Source organism: Streptomyces sp. NPDC057002, from assembly GCF_042673825.1.
Lineage (GTDB): Bacteria > Actinomycetota > Actinomycetes > Streptomycetales > Streptomycetaceae > Streptomyces.
In genome coordinates, this window is sequence record NZ_JBHURZ010000010.1 from 42,452 (window position 1) to 61,814 (window position 19,363).

The window sequence follows — 19,363 nt, forward strand, 5'->3', positions numbered from 1 at the left end:
CAGGGGAGTCGGTTCACTTCTTCGGCTGCCAGTCCTCGATGTTCCACCAGGGGCCGCTGGCGAAGCCGTGCTCGTGCGGTTCGAGCTGGGTGCTCAGGCCGTCCCAGCGGTCGGCCAGGACGTAGAGGTGGTCGATGTGGGTGAGGAAGGTGTAGCCGGGGTCCTGGACCAGGGCGCGCTGGAGCTTGTCGTAGGCGGCCGTGCGCTCCGCCGGGTCCTGGCCGCGGCGGCCGTTGTCGAGGGCGCGGTCCACGGCCGGGTTGTCGTAGCGGGCCATGTTGTTGAAGCCGTCGCCGGCGAGGGAGGAGTGCAGCAGGGTGTACAGGCCGAAGTCGGGGTCGCCGGTGCTGCCGAAGCCCGCGAGAACGGCGGTGTTCTTCATCCGCGGCTCGATGACCTCCCAGGTGGCGCTCTCCGCCTTCACCTCGATGCCGGCCTTCTTGGCGTCGGAGGCGTAGGCGAGGGCGTGGTCCTGGCGGACCTTGTCGCCGGAGGGGTAGAGGAGGGTGAAGGACGCCCGCTGTCCGTCCTTGGCGCGGATGCCGTCCCCGGCGGGCTTCCAGCCTGCCTCGTCCAGGATCCTCCTGGCCTTGCCGAGGTCCTGGGAGCGCTCGATGGCCTTGGTGAAGGCGGGGTCGTCGACGGGCAGCGGCCCGTAGGCCGGGCGGCCGGCGCCGTCGAGGATCTTGCCGACCATCGCCTCGCGGTCCACGGCGGCGTCGAGGGCCTGCCGGACGGCGCGGTCGCCGGTGACCTTGTTCGGGGTGGGGAGGGTGACGGCCCGGAAGTCGTAGGACCTGGCCTCGTACGTGCGCCTGCCCTCGTCGCTCTTGAACGTGGCGGCGAGGTTGGGCGGGAGGACCGCGCCGTCGAGGTCGCCGGAGCGCAGCCGGGTGGCGCGTACGTTGTCGTCGGCGATGACCGCCATGGTGAAGGTCTTCACCTTCGGCTTGCCTCCCCAGTAGCGGGGGTTGGCCTTGAAGGTGAGCTTCTCGCCCTTGCTCCACTTGGAGAGGACGTACGGGCCGGTGCCGACGGGCTCGGTGTTGAAGGCGCCGGTGTTGGGGTCCTGCTCTCCGGCGATGTGCTCGGGGACGATGGGCAGCACGGTGCGGGCGGCGAAGGCGGCGTAGGGGTACTTGAGGGTGAAGACGACCTTGTCGTCGCCGCTCGCCTTGACCTCCTTGACGGCGTCCAGCTCGCTCTTGAAGGTGTTGTTGGTCTTGGCGTCGAGGGCGGTCCGGTACGTGTAGACGACGTCGGCGGCCGTCAGGGGCTCGCCGTCGCTGAACTCCACCCCGTCGCGCAGCCTGTAGGTGTAGGTGCGGCCGCCGTCGGCGACCTCGGGGAGCGCCGCCGCGAGGGCGGGCTTCAACTTCAGGCCGGCGTCGCGGGCGAGCAGCCCGTCGAAGATCTTGGAGTTGCCGTCCTTGCCGTAGCCGAGCAGCGGGCTGAGGGTGTCCGGCTCGGAGGCCACCCCGATGACGACGGATCCGGACTTGGCGTCGCCCTCGCCGCCGCTGCTGGGGGCCGAGCAGGCGGTGACCGCCGCGGCCAGCGCCGCCGTGGCGGCGGCTCCTCGTATCCGACGGGTCGACATATGACCTCACCCCGTTGTTGCTGTAGTCAAGTTCTTGCACAGGCCTCGCAATTAAACAGTCAAAGAGGGCCTCCGCGCACCACCGCGGTGCGGGAGGCCCAGGTCACCGGCCCGCGCTCAGGGCCGGGTCAGGGAGATGTCCCGTCCGTGGACCGCGTGGAAGCTGGGCAGCGGCAGTCCGCTGAAGGTGCGCAGTTCCATCAGGGTGGCCTCGACGTGGGCCGCTCCGGGCGCGAGCACGCCGGGCCTGGGCCGGCCCGTGTTGGCCCAGCGGTGCTTCACCCCGTCGCACACGGCCCGGGTGCCGCCGATGCCGTAGCGGGTGGTGGAGACGCCCTGGCTCACGGAGGAGCTGACGAAGACCGGGCCGACGGCGCTCCGGCAGCGGTAGGTGCCGGAGAGGGTGACGGTGCCGTCGGCGGTGATCCGGCCCACCGCGTCGACCGTCACGGCCTCGTAGGGGGCCGCGGCGGACGCGGTGGCGGGTGCCGCGGTGGCGCCGGTGAGCAGGAGCAGCGCGGCACCGGCCGTCGCACCGAGCAGGGGACGTACACGCATGGGGGGAACCTCCCGAAAGGAGTGGTTTTTGTTCCACTCGTACCCGGCGCCCGGGGCGACGCCCGGGCCCCTCACTCCTTCGGTGGCGGGCCGGCACCGACCGTCGTGGAACGGTCCGGGGAATGTCCGGGGCGTGTCACGCTTCCTGACGAGCCGTTCCGATGAGTTCGAGTCAGGAGCATGGTCTGTACGTAAGAGTCATACGAATCCTCCGGATGGCCCTACCGACGTGGAGGTGCGCCATGTGTGCCCACCAGACCCAGTGCCCCGCGACCGACTCCTCCTCGGCGCATGTCGTCGCCGCCCACCCCGAGCAGGGCTGGAGCCTGCTGTGCGACGGGGCGGTCGTCTTCGACGACACCGGTGAGCTGCTGCCCGACGGACGTGTGGTGGAGCCGCACCGGGTGCCGACGCAGGGGCTGGCCGTCGCGGCCTGAGAGCGGCCCTAGGTGTGCTGTCCGGGGACGTTGGTGACAGGCGACACACCTTGAGTGGTCCTTGAACGAGGCGAGGGCCTCTGGGTTCGGTGTGGATTGCGACATCTACAACCGGTTACCAGGAGGCCCTCGTTGTTCCACCGTAACGCCCCGCTGACCGCGACCGGCAGGCTGCGTCTGGCCCGGTGTGTCGTCGACGAGGGATGGCCGCTGCGCCGGGCCGCCGAACGCTTCCAGGTCAGCCACACCACCGCAGCACGCTGGGCAGGCCGCTACCGCAAGCACGGGTCCGCCGGGATGCAGGACCGCTCCAGCCGCCCGCACCACCAGCCCGGCCGCACTCCGGATGCCATCGAGGAACGGGTCGTGCGCCTGCGGCGCGAGCATCGGACCGGTGCGGCTGGCCGCCCGCTGCGACATCGCCGCCTCCACCGCCCACCGCATCCTCGTCCGCCGCGGCCTGCCTGCGCTCGCGGCCTGCGACCGGGCCACCGGCGAACCCGTCCGCCGCTACGAGCGTGCCCGGCCCGGTGAACTGCTCCATATCGACGTCAAGAAACTCGGACGCATCCCCGACGGCGGCGGCCACAAGGTCCTCGGCCGGGCAGCCGGCCGGGCAAACCAGGACCGCCGCAACGGGACCGGATACGCCTGCCTGCACACCGCCCTGGACGACCACTCCCGCCTGGCCTACACCGAGGACCTGCCCGACGAGAAAGCCGCCACTTGCGCCGGCTTTCTGCGCCGGGCCACCGCCTGGTTCGCCAGCCAGGGCGTCACCGTCGAGCGCGTGCTGACCGACAACGCCTGGGCCTACACCAAGAACACCTGGCGCGACACATGTCGTGAGCTGGGCATCAGTCCGCGCTGGACCCGCGCCTGGCGGCCCCAGACCAACGGCAAGGTCGAACGCTTCCACCGCACCCTGCTCGACGAGTGGGCCTACCAGCGGCCCTACACCTCAGATACCGAACGACAGGCAGCGTTTCCCGACTGGCTGGACTGGTACAACTACCACCGACCCCACACCGGCATCAGCGGCCAAACACCAGCCAGCCGCGTCACCAACCTCTCCGAACAGCACACCTAGGGCAGCACCGCGAAGCCGTCGAGTTCGACCATCGCCTCTTCGTCCCACAGCCGGACGACCTCGACGACCGCCATGGCGGGATAGTCCCGCCCGGCCGCCTCGTGCCACAGCCGCCCCAGTTGGGATGCGTGGGCGCGGTACGCGGCGACGTCCGTGGCGTAGACGGTGACGCGGGCGAGGTCGGACGGTGTGCCGCCGGCCGCCTCGAGAGCGGCCAGCAGGTTCGCCAGCGCCCTCTCGAACTGTTCCGGCAGGGTCCGCCCCACCACCTTGCCGTCGGCGTCGAGGGCGGTCTGGCCCGCCAGGAACACCACCCTCGACCCTGAGGCCACGACGGCGTGCGAGAAGCCCGTCGGCGGGGACAGGTCGGGCGGGTTGACGCGCTCGCTGGTCACCGGGCCTCCTGGTGGGCGTACGACTCGGCGTACAACTCCTTGGCGATGATGCCGCGTTGCACCTCGCTGGCCCCTTCGTAGACGCGTGGGGCGCGCACCTCGCGGTAGAGGTGTTCGAGCAGGTGGCCGCGTTGCAGCGCCCGGGCGCCGTGCAGCTGGACGGCCGTGTCGACGACGTACTGCGCGGTCTCGGTGGCGAGCAGTTTCGCCATGGCGGCACGCTGGGGCACGTCCGGGGCGTCCTCGTCGTAGGCGGACGCCGCCGCGTAGACCATCAGACGGGCCGCCTCCGTACGCAGGGCCATCTCGGCGACCTGGTGGGACACGGCCTGGAGGTCCTTCAGCTTGCCGCCGAAGGCGTCCCGCCCGGCGGTGTGGGCGAGGGTCGCGTCGAGGGCGGCCCGGGCCATGCCGACCGCGAAGGCGCCGACGCTGGGGCGGAACAGATTGAGCGTGCCCATCGCGACCCGGAAGCCGCGGTCCACCTCTCCGAGCACGTCCTCGGCCGTCACCGGTACGGCGTCGAAGTCGAGCGCGCCGATGGGGTGCGGGGAGAGCATGTCGAGGCCGGTGCCGGTCAGGCCCGGGCGGTCGGCTGGCACCAGGAAGGCCGTGACGCCCCGGGCCCCGGCATCGGGGACGGTCCGGGCGAAGACGGTGTAGAAGTCGGCCTCGGGGGCGTTGGAGATCCAGCACTTCTCGCCGGTGAGGCGCCAGCGGGCCGGGCCGTCCCGGTCCGCTCGCAGGGCCAGCGCCGCCGCGTCCGATCCCGCTCCCGGCTCGCTCAGCGCGAACGCCGCGACCGCCGTGCCGTCGGCCACCCGGGGGAGCCAGCGGGCGCGCTGGGGCTCGGTGCCGTGGGCATGGACCGGGTGGGCACCGAGGCCCTGGAGGGCGAGGGCCGTCTCGGCCTCCGTGCAGCCGTGGGCCAGGGACTCGCGCATCAGGCACAGCTCGAGGGCGCCGGAGGTGAAGAGCCGTCCGAGCAGGCCCAGTCGGCCCAGTTCGGTGACCAGCGCGCGGTTCACATGGCCCGGTTCCCCCTTCTCGGCCAGCGGGCGGAGCCGTTCGGCGGCCAGGGCGCGCAGCTCGGCACACCAGGCGAGTTGTGCCGGTTCGAGCGAGAATGCGGTCATTGCCGGTCCCTTCTCCGCCACCCTGCTTCCCGGCTGGGCCACTCCGAGGCTATCGCGGACCGTTGACTGTCGTCACCAACACGATACGCTCCAGGGGCGAGCCCACCACGCCAAGGGGGCGAACCGTATGAATCCACGGGACACGGCGCACGTCGACACCTTCGCCGGCGACCATCTGCCACCCCCGGACCACTGGCCCGAGCTCCGTTTCGACCTGCCGGAGCTGCGCTACCCCGAACGGCTCAACTGCGCCGCCGAACTGCTTCACGGCCCTCCCGGCGACCGGCCCGCGTTCCTCACCCCCACCGGTGAGCCCTGGACGTACGGCGAGCTGCGCGCCCGGGTCGACCGCATCGCGCACCTGCTCACCGGTGACCTCGGCGTCGTCCCCGGCAACCGGGTGCTGCTGCGCGGCCCCACCACACCGTGGCTCGCCGCCTGCTGGCTGGCCGTGCTGAAGGCGGGGGCCGTGGCGGTCACGGTGCTCGCCCAGCAGCGCCCGCACGAGCTGAGCACGATGTGCGAGATCGCCCGGGTCCGGCACGCGCTGTGCGACATCCGGGCCGTCGACGACCTCGCCAAGGCCGAGATCCCGGACCTGCGGATCACGACGTACGGCGGTGACGCCCCGGACGACCTGCTCAACCGGCAGGCGCCCGGCACGCCGTACGAGGCCGTCCCGACGGCGGCCGACGACGTGGCGCTGATCGCCTTCACCTCCGGCACCACCGGCCGCCCCAAGGGCTGTATGCACTTCCACCGGGACGTGCTGGCCATCGCCGACACCTTCTCCCGGCATGTGCTGAAGCCCCGCGCCGACGACGTCTTCACCGGCAGCCCGCCGCTCGGCTTCACCTTCGGGCTGGGCGGACTGGTGGTCTTCCCGCTGCGGGCCGGGGCGAGCGCCCTGCTGCTGGAGCAGGCGGGCCCGAAGCAGCTGCTGCCCGCCATCGCCCGGCACCGGGTCTCCGTGCTGTTCACCGCGCCGACGGCGTACCGCGCGATGCTCGACGAGCTCGACGGCCACGACGTCTCGTCCCTGCGCCGCTGCGTCTCCGCCGGCGAGAACCTGCCCGCGGCCACCTGGCGGGCCTGGCACGAACGCACCGGCGTGCGCGTCATCAACGGCATCGGCGCCACCGAACTGCTGCACATCTTCATCTCGGCGGCCGACGAACGGATCCGGCCCGGGGCGACGGGCGTGCCCGTACCGGGCTGGCACGCGCGCGTGCAGGACACGGACGGCCGGCCGGTGCCCGACGGGCAGCCGGGGCTGCTCGCCGTGCGCGGACCGGTCGGCTGCCGCTATCTCGCCGACCCGCGGCAGCGGGAGTACGTACGCGGCGGCTGGAACATCACCGGCGACACCTACGTCCGCGAACCCGACGGCTACTTCCGGTACGTCGCCCGCGCCGACGACATGATCATCTCGGCCGGGTACAACATCGCCGGACCCGAGGTCGAGGACGCGCTGCTGCGGCACCCGGACGTGCTGGAGGCGGCGGTCGTGGGACGGCCCGACGAGGCGCGCGGACAGGTCGTGGTGGCCTACGCCGTCCTCAAGGAGGGCGCGGAACGGGACGCCGGGGCGCTGCGCGACTTCGTGAACAGCGAGCTGGCGCCGTACAAGTGCCCGCGCGAGATCGTCTTCCTGGACGCGCTGCCGCGCACCGCCACCGGCAAGCTCCAGCGATTCCGGCTGCGCACCGGAGGAGTCCCGGACGGCGGCACCGAAGGCGACCAGGATTGAGCCGTACGACCTAAGATGATCAACGTGTCCGACCAGCATGCACCACGGTCTCTCATCGTCACGCTCTACGGCGCGTACGGCCGCTTCGTACCGGGCCCCGTGCCGGTAGCCGAACTGATCCGGCTGCTGGCCGCGGTCGGTGTGGACGCCCCGTCCGTACGCTCCTCGGTGTCGCGGCTCAAGAGACGCGGACTGCTCGTGCCCGCCCGCACCGCTCAGGGTGCCGCCGGGTACGAACTGTCACCGGACGCCCGTCAGTTGCTCGACGACGGCGACCGGCGCATCTACGCCACGGCACCGCCCGAGGACGAGGGCTGGGTGCTCGCCGTGTTCTCCGTGCCGGAGTCGGAGCGGCAGAAGCGGCACGTGCTGCGCTCCCGGCTGGCCGGCCTCGGTTTCGGCACAGCCGCTCCGGGCGTATGGATCGCGCCCGCGCGGCTGTACGAGGAGTCCCGGCACACCCTCCAGCGGCTGCGGCTCGACGGGTACGTCGACTTCTTCCGCGGCGGCCACCTCGGCTTCGCGCCGACCGCCGAGGCCGTCACCCGCTGGTGGGACCTGGCCGCCATCGCCAAGGAGCACGAGGCGTTCCTCGACCGCCACGCGCCCGTGCTGCACGGCTGGGAGAAGCGCGAGGACACCCCGCCCGAGGAGGCCTACCGCGACTACCTGCTCGCCCTGGACTCCTGGCGCCACCTCCCCTACACCGACCCCGGCCTGCCGTCCGCGCTGCTCCCCCGGGACTGGCCCGGGGAGCGCTCGTCGGCGGTGTTCCGGGGGCTGCACGAGCGGCTGCGGGACGCGGGGGCGCAATTCGTGGGGCTGTAGATCGCGTCCCCTCGTTTGGGCCCACCGGGCCACCGGGTACTCGGCAGCACGGTGAAAGCCCCGGACGGACGGCGGAGGCGATGGAACGGCGGGCAGGCCCGACGCAGCCGGCTCTGATCGTGGTCGACATGATCAACACGTACGACCACGAGGACGCCGAGCTGCTCGTGCCGTCCGTGGAACGGGTCGTGCCGGTCATCGCCGAGCTGATCGGCCGGGCCCGCGAGGCGGACGTGCCGGTGGTCTACGCGAACGACAACTTCGGACTGTGGCGCTCGCACCACGGAGAGCTCGTGGACACCGCGCTGGCCCGGCCGCACGCGGACCTGATCGAGCCGATCCGACCCGACGACGAGTCGCTCTTCGTGGTGAAGGCCCGCCATTCGGTCTTCTTCGAGACCCCTCTCTCCTACCTCCTGTGGAGCCTGGACGTCGGGCATGTCGTGCTGACCGGCCAGGTCACCGAGCAGTGCGTCCTCTACTCGGCCCTGGACGCGCACATCCGCCATCTGGAGGTCACGGTCCCCAGGGACGCCGTCGCCTCCATCCACCCGCATCTGGCTTCCGCCGCCCTGGAGATGATGGAGCGCAACATGGGCGCCCGGATCATCGACGCGAAGGAGACGGACTTCACGCCTGCCGCGGGCTAGATGCTCAACCGCGGTTTCGGCGCGTCGGTTCGGCCGGTCTGGGGCCGGCGGCTGCCCGCGCGGTACGGGGCCGGCCAGGCGACGCCCGGGCCCGTGTAGCCCTGTTCGGCCGCCGCGTGCAGGGTCCAGTGCGGGTCGTAGAGGTGCGGGCGGGCCAGCGCGCACAGATCCGTGCGGCCGGCCAGGATCAGGGAGTTGACGTCGTCCCAGGAGGAGATCGCGCCGACCGCGATCACCGGGACGCCGGTGGCACGCCGGATACGGTCCGCGAACGGCGTCTGGTACGACCGCCCGAACTCCGGCCGCTCGTCCGCCACGACCTGCCCCGTCGACACGTCGATGGCGTCGGCGCCGTGCGCGGCGAAGGCCCGGGCGATCTCGACGGCGTCCTCGGCCGTCGTCCCGCCCTCGGCCCAGTCGGTGGCGGAGATCCGCACGGTCAGGGGCCGCTCCCCCGGCCATACGTTCCGTACGGCGTCGAACACCTCCAGCGGGAAACGGAGCCGCTTCTCCGGCGAGCCGCCGTAGGCGTCGGTACGCCGGTTGGTCAGCGGGGAGAGGAAACCGGAGAGCAGGTAACCGTGGGCGCAGTGCAGTTCGAGCAGATCGAAGCCGGCCCGGGCGGCACGGCAGGCGGCTGCCGTGAACTGCTCACGGATGTCGGTGAGCTGGGCGCGGGTCAGCGCGCGGGGGGTCTGGCTGTACGGCTTGTAGGGCAGCGCGGAGGCGGCCACGAGCGGCCAGTTGCCCTCATCGAGGGGCTCGTCCATGCCCTCCCACATCAGCTTCGTGGAGCCCTTGCGGCCGCTGTGACCGAGCTGCACGCCGATCGCGGTGCCGGGCGCCCGGTCGTGCACGAAGTCGGTGATACGCCGCCACGCCTCGGCCTGCCGGCCGGTGTAGAGGCCGGCGCAGCCGGGCGTGATCCGGCCCTCCTCGCTGACGCACACCATCTCGGTCATCACCAGCCCGGCCCCGCCCAGCGCCCGCGCGCCCAGATGGACCAGGTGGAAGTCGCCGGGGACGCCGTCGACCGCCGAGTACATGTCCATGGGCGAGACGACGACCCGGTTGCGCAGGGTCAGACCGCGCAGCCGGAACGGGGTGAACATCGGGGGCGTGCCGGGCGGGCAGCCGAACTCGCGCTCCACCGCCTCCGTGAAGTCCGGGTCGCGCAGCCGCAGGTTGTCGTGGGTGACACGGCGGCTGCGGGTGAGCAGGTTGAAGGCGAACTGGCGGGGCGGCTGGTCCAGGTACAGGCCGAGGTTCTCGAACCACTCCAGGCTGGCGCGGGCCGCGCGCTGCGTGGAGGCGACCACGGGCCGCCGCTCCGCCTCGTACGCGGCCAGGGCCTCCTCCAGAGAGTCCCGCTCCTCCAGGCAGGCGGCCAGGGCCAGGGCGTCCTCGACGGCGAGCTTGGTGCCGGAGCCGATGGAGAAGTGGGCGGTGTGGGCTGCGTCGCCGAGCAGGACGAGGTTGCCGTGCGACCAGCGGTCGTTGACGACCGTACGGAAGGTCGTCCACGCCGAGTTGTTGGACCGCAGGGGGCGGCCGCCGAGTGCTTCCGCGAAGATCTTGCCGCAGCGTTCGATCGACTCGGTCTCGTCGAGCTCGTCGAAACCGGCCCGCTGCCAGACCTCCTCGCGCATCTCGATGATCACGGTGGAGGCGTCGGGGGCGTAGGGGTAGCCGTGCAGCTGCATCACGCCGTGTTCGGTCTCGGCGATGTCGAAGCGGAAGGAGTCGAAGGGGAAGTCGGCGGCGAGCCAGATGTAGCGGCAGTGGTGTGCCGTCACCTGGGGGCGGAAGACGTCCGCGTACGTCTCGCGGGTGGTGCTGTGGATGCCGTCGGATGCGATGACCAGGTCGTGGGTCTGCGTGAGGTCTTTCGGGGCCTCGGTGTGGAAGCGGAGGGCCACGCCGAGGTCGCGGCAGCGGGTGTGGAGGATTTCGAGGAGCCGTTTGCGGCCGAGGGCGGCGAAGCCGTGGCCTCCGGAGGTGTGGCGGGTGTTGCGGTGGGTGATGTCGATGTCGTCCCAGCGGATGAAGTCTCTCTGGAGGGCCTCGTAGACCTGAGGGTCTGCGTGTTCTATGCCGCCGAGGGTTTCGTCGGAGAGGACCACTCCGAAGCCGAAGGTGTCGTCGGGGGCGTTGCGTTCCCAGACGGTGATGTCGCGGGACGGATCGAGGCGTTTGAGGAGGGCGGCGGCGTAGAGGCCGCCGGGGCCGCCGCCGATGATCGCCACGCGTAGGGGGTGGCTGTTGTCGTGGTGCGGGTGCGGGCCGTCCGTGGCTGATCGCGCGGTTCCCCGCGCCCCTGAAGGGATTGCGGTCACCGTCCGCTCCATTTGGGAGGGCGCTTCTCCGTGAAAGCGGCGTGGAATTCCGCGTAGTCCGCGCTGTTCATCAGCAGCGCCTGGGTCGACGCGTCCAGCTCCACCGAGGCCGCCAGGGGCATGTCCAGCTCGGCCGTCAGCAGGGCCTTCGTCTGGGCATGGGCGAGGGCCGGGCCTTCTGCCAGACGACGGGCCAGCTGCTGGGCCACCTCGTCCGCTCCGCCCTCCTCCGTCAGTTCGCTGATCAGGCCGATGCGCTCGGCCTCGGGGGCCCGGACCGGGTCGCCCAGCATCAGGAGGCGGGTCGCGTGGCCCAGGCCCACGACCCTGGGCAGCAGGTAGGCCGCGCCCATGTCGCCGCCGGAGAGGCCGACCCGGGTGAAGAGGAACGCGAAGCGGGCCGTCGGGTCGGCGACGCGGAAGTCCGCTGCCAGGGCGAGCACCGCTCCGGCACCCGCAGCCACGCCGTGCACCGCCGCGATCACCGGGAAGGGGCACTCCCGGACGGCGCGCACCACCTGGCCGGTCATGCGGTTGAAGTCCAGGAGCCGGGCGGTGTCCATGCCGAGGGTGGCGCCGATGATCTCGTCGACGTCGCCGCCGGAGCAGAAGCCGCGCCCCTCGCCGGCCAGCACCAGGGCCCGTACGGACCGCTCCCGGGACAGCTCCGCGAGCAGGTCGCGCAGGTCGGCGTAGGCGCCGAAGGTGAGCGCGTTGAGCTTCTCGGGGCGGGCCAGGGTGACGGTGGCGACGCCGTCGGTGAGATCGACGCGCAGGTGCTCCCAGCGGGGGGTGCGGGCGGCGGAGCCGGTGAAGGGACTCATGACGTGCGGCCTCCTCGGGCGGGCACTGTCTCACTGAGCTCTACCCCACGAAGCTATCACTCATCCGTGACTGTCGTCATGAGTGCGCGATAGACCGTCCGGGTAGGACTTCTGTGTGGATCCGGGGTGACCCGGCCCGGTCACATCCGTCACAGATCATCCACACCGGCGTAACGGCGGGAGCAGCGGCGCGCGGCACCGCGTTCACCTGGGTAAGCCGTCCGGCAAGGGGGCGAAGGCGCCCCCCGACGCTGGCCCCTCGGACGCCTCTGAAGAGCGGCGCCGTACCATTCATAAGGTTGAAAGCAGGATGTCCTGCTCCATGAACGGACCCGCCTTGTACGAACTCCCCTCAGCCCCCGCCTCCTGGCGCATCGCGCTGCCGCACACCGTCGCGGCGGTGCCCGTGGCCCGTGCCCTGGTCCGTACGGCGCTGGCCGAGCTGGAGTACGGGGCCGACTGCGACACGGCGGAGCTGCTCACGGCGGAGCTGGTGGCCAACGCGGTGGAGCACACCACCGGTGAGGCTCCGATAGAGCTGGTGGTGGAGCTGATGCCGTCGGGATGTCAGGTCGAGGTGCACGACACCGACCCGGCCCCGCCCGGCGATCTCACCCGCCCGGCCGGCGGGCCGCCCGACCCCTGGCAGGAGCACGGGCGCGGGCTGCTGCTGATCCGCGCCCTGAGCTCGTCGTGCGGGCACCGGCCGACCGAGTCCGGCAAGGCGGTGTGGTTCAGGCTGCCCGCGGTGCCGGCTCAGCGGCGCCCTTCGGCGTAAGGCCTGCTCACGCCAGGGTCGCCACCAGGACCGCCTTGATGGTGTGCATCCGGTTCTCCGCCTCGTCGAAGACCACCGAGTGGGCCGACTCGAAGACCTCGTCGGAGACCTCGAGGTACGCCAGGCCGTGCGAGGCGTGGATCTCGCGCCCGATCTTGGTGCCCAGGTCGTGGAAGGCGGGCAGGCAGTGCAGGAACTTCACGTCCGGGTTGCCGGTGGCGCGCAGGACGTCCATGGTCACGGCGTACGGGCCGAGGGCGGTGATGCGCTCGTCCCAGACCTCCTTCGGCTCGCCCATGGAGACCCAGACGTCCGTGGCGACGAAGTCGGCGCCACGGACGCCGTCGTCCAGGGTCTCGGTGAGCGTGATCCGGGCGCCGCTGCCCTCGGCGAGGGCGCGGGCCCGGTCGACGACCTCCTCGGCCGGCCAGTAGGCCTTCGGCGCGACCAGACGCACATCCATGCCGAGCAGCGCGCCGGTGACCAGGTAGGAGTTGCCCATGTTGAAGCGGGCGTCGCCCAGGTAGGCGAAGGTGGTCTCGGTCAGCGGCTTGGCACAGTGCTCGGTCATGGTCAGCACGTCGGCCAGCATCTGGGTGGGGTGCCATTCGTCGGTGAGCCCGTTGAAGACGGGCACACCGGCGTGCGCCGCCAGCTCCTCGACCTTCTGCTGACTGTCGCCCCGGTACTCGATCCCGTCGTACATCCGGCCCAGCACCCGCGCGGTGTCCCTGACCGACTCCTTGTGACCGATCTGCGAGCCGGACGGGTCGAGGTACGTGGTCGAGGCGCCCTGGTCGGCGGCCGCGACCTCGAAAGCGCAGCGGGTGCGGGTGGAGGTCTTCTCGAAGATCAGCGCGATGTTCCGGCCCCGCAGGTACTGGGTCTCGGTCCCGGCCTTCTTGGCGGCCTTCAGCTCTGCGGCCAGCTCGACCAGACCGCGGAACTCCTCCTCGGTGAAATCCAGCTCCTTGAGGAAGTGGCGGCCGGCGAGGGCGCTCGGGGCTGTCGCCATGGGGGCGCTCCAGGGATACGGGGACACAGACTCCTGGAATACTATACGAAGCTCAGCATGCCTATACGGGCTCCCTTTCGACCGGGCAGCTCATACAGCGCGGCCCGCCCCTCCCCCGCCCCAGCTCGCTGCCCGGGATCTCTATCACCTCGATGCCCTGCTTGCGCAGGTGAGTGTTGGTGGTGGCGTTCCGTTCGTAGGCGACCACGACGCCCGGTTCGACGGCCAGGACGTTGCAGCCGTCGTCCCACTGCTCGCGCTCGGCCGCGTGCACGTCCTGGGTGGCGGTCAGCACCCGGATCTCGTTCAGCCCGAGCGCGGCGGCGATCGCGCGGTGCATGTGCTCCGCCGGATGATCGGTGACCTTCAGCTCCTTCTCGCCGACGCCCGGCTCGATGGTGTACGAGCGGAGCATGCCGAGGCCCGCGTACTGGGTGAAGGTGTCGCCGTCGACCATCGTCATCACGGTGTCGAGGTGCATGAAGGCACGCCGCTTGGGCATGTCGAGCGCCACGATCGTCTCCGCGGAACCGGCGGCGAACAGCTTGTGCGCGAGCATCTCGACGGCCTGCGGTGTGGTGCGCTCACTCATACCGAGGAGGACGGCCCCGTTGCCGATGACCAGGACGTCCCCGCCCTCGATGGTCGACGGGTAGTCGGCCTGCCCCTCCGACCACACGTGGAAGGTCTCGTCCCGGAACAGCGGGTGATGCCGGTAGATCGCCTCGAAGTGCACGGTCTCGCGCCGCCGGGCGGGCCAGCGCATGGCGTTGATGGAGACGCCGTCGTAGATCCAGGCGGAGGTGTCGCGGGTGAAGAGGTGGTTGGGCAGGGGGTACAGCAGGAAGTCGTCCAGGTCCATGACGTGGAACCGCACGGAGGTCGGCTCCGGGTGCCCGTCCAGGAACTCGCGCTTCGTCATGCCGCCGACCAGGAGCTCGGCCAGTTCCCGCGCCGGCAGGTTCTCGAAGGCGGCTCTGAGGTGGTCGGTGGCCAGGGGGCCGTACTCCTTCTCGTCGAAGACCCGGTCCAGGACGAGGGTTCTGGCCGCCGGGACCTGAAGCGTCTCGGCCAGGAGATCACCGAAGAGGTGGACGGCGACGCCCCGGTCGCGCAGCACATCGGCGAATCCGTCGTGCTCGGCGCGGGCCCTGCGCACCCACAGCACATCGTCGAAGAGCAGCGAGGTCTTGTTGCTCGGGGTGAGCCTTTTGAGCTCGAGATCGGGCCGGTGCAGGATGACGCGGCGCAGCCGCCCGGCCTCGGAGTGGACGTGGTATGCCATGCCTCCATCCTGACCATCGGGGCGCCCGTTGACGCGCTGCTCGCGCGTTTCCGCGAACTCTTGTTTGCGTCTGCGTGACGACAACCGGCGCGGTCATCCGCTGGGCAGCGGCTGGAGCAGTTCCGGCCGGGCCAGCATCCGCCGGGTCGTCCGCCCCGGGTCGAGCACGGCACGGGCGACGATCCAGCCGGCCAGGGCGTGCGGTTCGGCGGGGTCGGTGGCGAGCTGGCCGGCGTACCGGGCGAGCGCGGCGGCGGCGTCCCCGGCGGCCAGCTGCTCGTCGGCGGTGCGCGGGGCGACGGGCCGGGCGGCGAAGGCGTGGGTGCGGACGTCGGGCCAGGAGGTGCGGTCGGGGCGGAAGCGGGGGTTCGCGGATCCGGAGGAGGGCGGGGCGACGTTGCGCAGGCGCCATTCGGTGCGGTGCAGTGCGGCGGCTGTGCGGGCTCGGCCCAGCGCGGCCGGCGGGACCGGCTCCCGCAGCCAGCCGTCGAGGGTGCGGGCGAGCCCGGACACGAGGGCGCGGCCCTGCACGGTCAGCCGGCCGCTGGTCAGCAGGGTGCGCGCGGCCAGGCGGCTCTGCAGGCGGCGCAGGGCGAAGAAGTAGGCGGCCCGCTCGACCGCCTCGGCCCCCTCCGCACCGGCCAGCCGGTCACGCCAGAAACCCGCGACACCGGTGAAGGCGTACGCGCCGTGCAGCAGTCCGGTGAGGTGACGGGGGTCGGTGCGCCAGGGGGCGTAGTAGCGCTCGGCCCGGTCGTCCTCCAGCAGCGGGAACAGGTGGAGGAGGGCGGCCAGCTTGCTGTGCTGGAGCTCGTGCACCAGGGTTTCCGCGAGGGCGAGGGCGGAGGCCGGGCGGACTATGAGCATGCCGCCGAAGGAGTCGCCACTGGAGGCCGACACCTGGACGAAGGGCAACGGGGGCGGGCTGACGGCGGTGCGTCCGAAGGGCACGATCGCCCGGATCATGGCGGGGTCGACCCGCCCGGTGCCCGGCGGACCCGGGCGGGCGAGGATCCGCACGGCCTCGCCGAACAACCGCTGCCACTCCCGTGCCTCGTCCTCGTCGAGTCGGTCCGGGGGCAGGTGGTCGTCGAGGTCTCGGTAGGGGTCGAGGTCTTCGAGTACGACGGTGACGGGCGTCGTGCCATCGGGGCCGGTGTGGGTGAGGGCTCGCAGCGGAAGCCAGCTGCTCCCCTCTGTCACTGCCCCGGCGGCGGCGTGCTGCCTCAGCGGGCGACACGTCACCCGCACCGTTACGGCCGCGCTTCCCGGCCCTTCGACGGTCAGCTCTCCCCCCGACGTCATGGCCCGGCCGACCGCCAAGCCCTCTTTCGCGTCGGGAAGTCTGACCATGCCGAGACCGGGCACGGGCAGCCGCCCGCTGGTGAGGGGGACGTCGAGGGCCGTCTCGGTGCCCGCGTGCAAGGAGGCCGCGAGGGCCAGCGCACACAGGTGGCCCGCCTCCGCCCACAGCGGCGGCCCGGTCGCCGTGCCGTGCACCCGGCGCAGCATGTGGGAGATCCAGCCGCCGGTCGCCGGGGCCAGCAGCAGGCGTTCGACCGGCTCCGGCGACTCCTCGGCCGCCTCCTTGAGCACCCGCCAGGCCTCGGCGACCGGGGTGAGGGGGGTGGGCAGGGCGTCGAGATGGTTGAGGAGAGTGCGCAGGAGCAGCAACCGCCGCGCGCGTTCTGCTCGTTCGAGGAAGGCGACGGCCGCTGCGGAGCCACCTCCGGCGGCCAGCTCCGCGAAGAGCCGGTCCGGCATGCGGAAGGGAGCGAGGTGCTGCTCGGTCATCGTCGCGGGCCTCCGGTCGGGTTGGCGGACATGCGGGGACCCCGGTGCGCGTGCGGGTGTCGCACCGGGGCTCTGCCGTCGGGACGCGGTCGGCGGCTAGTCGGCTCGGGCGCCCTGGCCTCCCCCTTCGCCGCTCCTCATGCTGCTGCGGGCGCGTAGTACCTCGGTCAGCAGGCGTGTGGTGGGGGGCAGGGTGGGGAGACCGTCCACGGCGCTCAGGGGCAGCGCCGCGAGGTCCGCCAGATCGGATTCCCACACATCGGCCCCCGCGGCGGCGACGACCGGTTCAGGTGCGGCGGCTCCGGTGTGGTGCAGAGCGGGCGGCTGGTCCAAGATGCTCCCCCTTCTCGCACGGTGGCACGCGATGCCCCGTGTCTTTCCATCATGACCAATACCCCCCGGGGCGAAAACCGTACGATCACGCCACTGATCATCGCCGATCACGCCGCCGCGGCGAAGTGGAAGCCAACTCGCCGATTGCGGCCGCCAGTTCGACCTTCAGCTCCGGATCGTCGTCGACGGACACCACGGCGTCGAACAGGTCCCACAGTGCCTCCGGGTCCCGCCGGGCGAGCCCGCCCAGGATGTTGACTACGTCGGTGCGTGCCCTGCTGTGGCGGCGGAGTGCTGCTGTGACACGGGGGTTCAGCGCGGCGACGACCGTCTGCCGCTCGTCCGGGTCGTTCACCAGGGGGTAGGCGAGGAGGGCCTCCACCGCGCGCTGCAATGCCGCGAGGGGACGCGGCGCGGCGGGCGGTCCGGCCGGAGGCAGGGTCTCCGTACGGTCGGGGCCCTGGAGCCGGATCTCGGGATGCTGAAGAGTACGGCCCTCTTCCCTGAGGGCCGCGATGCGCGCCCGAACGGCCGGAAACAGTTCCTCCGGATCGGGCGGCGCGGGCAGAACGGCCGCCCGGTCGGCCAGCAGACCGAGCAGGACGTCGGAGAACAGCCCGGTGGCGCGGACCGGGTCGTTGGCCGCCGCCCTGCCCCGGCCGGCGGCGCGCAACACGGTCTGCCGGTGCACGTGGTTGGGCCGGCCCACGGGCAGGGCGTCGGCGGGCAGCGCCTCCTGGAAGGCGAGGTCCTCCTCGAAGGTCTCGCAGGCGTCCACGATCCACATCTGCTCGCGCAGACCGGGCACGGCGTCACCCGCGTACCGGGCCAGTGCGGATTCCAGGTCGATGCCCACCTTGTCGGCGACGCCCGCGTCCGCGCAGAAGAGCCGGAGCCGCCCGGCCCGGTCCAGCACACCGTGTCCGCCCCACCACACCCACAGCATGTCGCCCTGCGCCGCGGACAGTTCGCGGACGAGCGCCCGGCGCAAGGTCGCCCGGTCCGCTCGCCCGTAAGGGACTTGCGGGTCGTACGGCGGCAACGGGGCCAGGTGCAGCCGCACTTGAGACTCCGGCACCCCGGCGTCCCGCAGCAGTCGCCAGAACCGTACGGCGTCCCGGGCGGGCCCCGGCAGCCGCCAGGCGTCCCCGGCCTCGTATGCCTCGATCCCGACGACGAGGGCGTGCACCCGGGCGGGGTCGACGGACGGCATCGACCCGGTCACGGCAGGTGGTCCACGATGTGGCGGTACACGGCGGGGTTCGTCCAGTAGGCGCTGTGCGCGGCGGGGAAGGGCTGACCGCTGTCGACGGCGACATCGGTGACGCGGCCGGGGAAGAGCGCCGCGCCGAGATAGCCGAGCAGATCGCGCGGGTCGTAGAGGTTCAGCCAGGCCGGGAAGTGCGACGGCAGGGGCGCGGGGTGTTCGAGGGACGGCAGAGAGCCCGACTCGTAGAGGAAGGGCCCCTGGGAGCCCGCCGTCACCAGGAGCCGGACCTGCGGCAGTGGGGCGGAGATCAGCGTGTCGAGGGCGATGATGCCGCCGAGGCTGTGGCCGATCACGGCGACGGGCGGCTCCAGGCCCGCGACGAGGGTGCGCAGGCCGTCCCGGAAGGCGGCGCCCCGGCTCAGGTAGCGCAGGATGTCGCCGGCGGCGGGGTGGGCCGCCTCGGTGAGGGCTCGCCGACGACGCTCGACGGCACGCGAGGCCACTGCTCCGGCCGCCCGCAGCAGGGAGGAGCGCAGCCCTCGCTCCGTGCCCCGGGGCGGTGCGCCGAGGGCCTCGGCGATCCGGTCGGTGGCGGCGTCACGGGTCTCGCCGACCGGCACGAGCGGGGAGTCGGCGTCGAGGGCCTCGGCGATGAGGCGGGCGGTCAGTGAGCGGGCGGCGAGAACGGCGAGGTCCGCCGCATCGAGGGCGTCTGCGGCGGGGCCGAGCAGGGGGTGGGCGGCCAGGTCGGTGGCGGCGCGGGCCAGTCCGGGTCCCAACTCGGCGACGGGCGCGTCCCCTTGGGCGGCGAGAGCGGTGAGCAGCGCCCGTATGCGCTGCTGCGGCGGTACGGAGCCGGGTGGGCGTTCGACGGCCGGGCCGGATCGGGCAGCGGCGAGGGCCAGTTCGGCGTACGGGTCGGCGTAGAGGGCGGCCCATGCCGCGGTCGTCTGGTCGCCCGGGTCCGGCCCCGCCGGGCCTTCGCCGAGACCGCGCGTGGTGCCGGACCGGGGCGGCAGGCTCGCCCCGTCGGCCGCGAGCGTGGCACCGTGTGCCGCTCCCCAGGAGTAGGGCAGGACCCGAAGCCCGTGGCGCTGTGCGGCCAGTCCGGCCGTCACTCGTCCCACCAGCGCTGAGTGGGCCGGCTCGCGAACCCCGGTCCCATGGACGAAGACGACCGCGGTCATGCGCCCCCCGTGCCCCGACTGCCCTGACGATGTCAACGTACCAGCCTGACAAGGAAGTTGAAGCCAGGCAAACAAACGGATGAGGCCCGCGGGCCCGGCGCGGTACCCGGGCCCGCGCCGGCTGCGGTTTCGTCACAAGTGGAATGGGGGGATGTGG

General features: G+C 72.2%; 17 protein-coding genes and 1 pseudogene. 6 read left to right on the forward strand and 12 right to left on the reverse strand.

Going from position 1 to position 19,363, the window contains the following annotated elements; all coding sequences use genetic code 11:
• Positions 1-13: 13 nt before the first annotated feature.
• Complete coding sequence (locus ACFT32_RS37750; RefSeq protein WP_382498202.1) at positions 14-1,600, reverse strand: ABC transporter substrate-binding protein; 1,587 nt, start codon at positions 1,598-1,600, stop codon at positions 14-16.
• A gap of 117 nt (positions 1,601-1,717) precedes the next feature.
• Positions 1,718-2,158, reverse strand: coding sequence for a DUF6299 family protein (locus tag ACFT32_RS37755; RefSeq protein WP_382498204.1), 441 nt, complete (start codon positions 2,156-2,158; stop codon positions 1,718-1,720).
• A 242-nt stretch (positions 2,159-2,400) separates the two neighbouring features.
• Here ACFT32_RS37755 and ACFT32_RS37760 point away from each other — a divergent pair, with 242 nt between their 5' ends.
• Positions 2,401-2,595, forward strand: a complete 195-nt coding sequence (locus tag ACFT32_RS37760) for a DUF5999 family protein (RefSeq protein ID WP_382498206.1) — start codon at positions 2,401-2,403, stop codon at positions 2,593-2,595.
• Between the two features lie 132 nt (positions 2,596-2,727).
• Positions 2,728-3,685: pseudogene (locus ACFT32_RS37765) on the forward strand (IS481 family transposase).
• Here ACFT32_RS37765 and ACFT32_RS37770 read toward each other — a convergent pair.
• A complete protein-coding gene (locus ACFT32_RS37770) occupies positions 3,682-4,080 on the reverse strand; it encodes a RidA family protein (RefSeq protein ID WP_382498207.1) in 399 nt (132 codons plus the stop codon). The pseudogene ACFT32_RS37765 and the gene ACFT32_RS37770 sit on opposite strands and share 4 nt — an antisense overlap.
• Positions 4,077-5,216, reverse strand: a complete 1,140-nt coding sequence (locus tag ACFT32_RS37775; RefSeq protein WP_382498209.1) for an acyl-CoA dehydrogenase family protein — start codon at positions 5,214-5,216, stop codon at positions 4,077-4,079. Before ACFT32_RS37775 ends, ACFT32_RS37770 begins: the two co-directional genes overlap by 4 nt.
• Positions 5,217-5,343: 127 nt before the next feature.
• Between ACFT32_RS37775 and ACFT32_RS37780 the strand changes: the two genes are divergently transcribed.
• The 3 genes from ACFT32_RS37780 to ACFT32_RS37790 all read left to right on the forward strand — a co-directional run bounded on the left by ACFT32_RS37780 (position 5,344) and on the right by ACFT32_RS37790 (position 8,444).
• Complete coding sequence (locus ACFT32_RS37780) at positions 5,344-6,966, forward strand: AMP-binding protein (RefSeq protein WP_382498211.1); 1,623 nt, start codon at positions 5,344-5,346, stop codon at positions 6,964-6,966.
• A 15-nt stretch (positions 6,967-6,981) separates the two neighbouring features.
• On the forward strand, positions 6,982-7,794 hold the full coding sequence (locus tag ACFT32_RS37785) for a PaaX family transcriptional regulator C-terminal domain-containing protein (protein ID WP_382498213.1): 813 nt from the start codon (positions 6,982-6,984) through the stop codon (positions 7,792-7,794).
• An 80-nt stretch (positions 7,795-7,874) separates the two neighbouring features.
• Positions 7,875-8,444 carry a cysteine hydrolase family protein gene (locus ACFT32_RS37790; protein WP_382498215.1) on the forward strand — a complete coding sequence of 190 codons (570 nt, stop codon included), beginning with the start codon at positions 7,875-7,877 and terminating at the stop codon, positions 8,442-8,444.
• Here the strand turns inward: ACFT32_RS37790 and ACFT32_RS37795 are convergent.
• Entirely contained in the window at positions 8,441-10,792 is a 2,352-nt protein-coding gene (locus ACFT32_RS37795) for a bifunctional salicylyl-CoA 5-hydroxylase/oxidoreductase (RefSeq protein ID WP_382498216.1), read from the reverse strand. The genes ACFT32_RS37790 and ACFT32_RS37795 overlap by 4 nt on opposite strands.
• Complete coding sequence (locus ACFT32_RS37800; protein WP_382498218.1) at positions 10,777-11,604, reverse strand: enoyl-CoA hydratase family protein; 828 nt, start codon at positions 11,602-11,604, stop codon at positions 10,777-10,779. Before ACFT32_RS37800 ends, ACFT32_RS37795 begins: the two co-directional genes overlap by 16 nt.
• 310 nt (positions 11,605-11,914) lie before the next feature.
• Here ACFT32_RS37800 and ACFT32_RS37805 point away from each other — a divergent pair, with 310 nt between their 5' ends.
• A complete protein-coding gene (locus ACFT32_RS37805; RefSeq protein WP_382498220.1) occupies positions 11,915-12,382 on the forward strand; it encodes an ATP-binding protein in 468 nt (155 codons plus the stop codon).
• 7 nt (positions 12,383-12,389) lie between these two features.
• Here the strand turns inward: ACFT32_RS37805 and argF are convergent, their stop codons facing one another.
• The 6 genes from argF to ACFT32_RS37835 all read right to left on the reverse strand — a co-directional run bounded on the left by argF (position 12,390) and on the right by ACFT32_RS37835 (position 19,206).
• The gene (argF, locus tag ACFT32_RS37810; protein WP_382498222.1) at positions 12,390-13,397 is read right to left on the reverse strand and encodes an ornithine carbamoyltransferase; all 1,008 of its coding nucleotides are present in this window, start codon (positions 13,395-13,397) and stop codon (positions 12,390-12,392) included.
• A gap of 61 nt (positions 13,398-13,458) precedes the next feature.
• Positions 13,459-14,682, reverse strand: a complete 1,224-nt coding sequence (locus ACFT32_RS37815) for an arginine deiminase (RefSeq protein WP_382498223.1) — start codon at positions 14,680-14,682, stop codon at positions 13,459-13,461.
• Between the two features lie 93 nt (positions 14,683-14,775).
• Positions 14,776-16,476, reverse strand: a complete 1,701-nt coding sequence (locus tag ACFT32_RS37820) for an HEXXH motif domain-containing protein (protein ID WP_382498225.1) — start codon at positions 16,474-16,476, stop codon at positions 14,776-14,778.
• A gap of 96 nt (positions 16,477-16,572) precedes the next feature.
• Complete coding sequence (locus ACFT32_RS37825) at positions 16,573-16,809, reverse strand: hypothetical protein (protein WP_382498227.1); 237 nt, start codon at positions 16,807-16,809, stop codon at positions 16,573-16,575.
• 97 nt (positions 16,810-16,906) lie between these two features.
• A complete protein-coding gene (locus ACFT32_RS37830) occupies positions 16,907-18,034 on the reverse strand; it encodes a caspase family protein (RefSeq protein ID WP_382498229.1) in 1,128 nt (375 codons plus the stop codon).
• Positions 18,031-19,206 carry a hypothetical protein gene (locus tag ACFT32_RS37835; protein ID WP_382498231.1) on the reverse strand — a complete coding sequence of 392 codons (1,176 nt, stop codon included), beginning with the start codon at positions 19,204-19,206 and terminating at the stop codon, positions 18,031-18,033. Before ACFT32_RS37835 ends, ACFT32_RS37830 begins: the two co-directional genes overlap by 4 nt.
• Between the last annotated feature and the right edge of the window lie 157 nt (positions 19,207-19,363).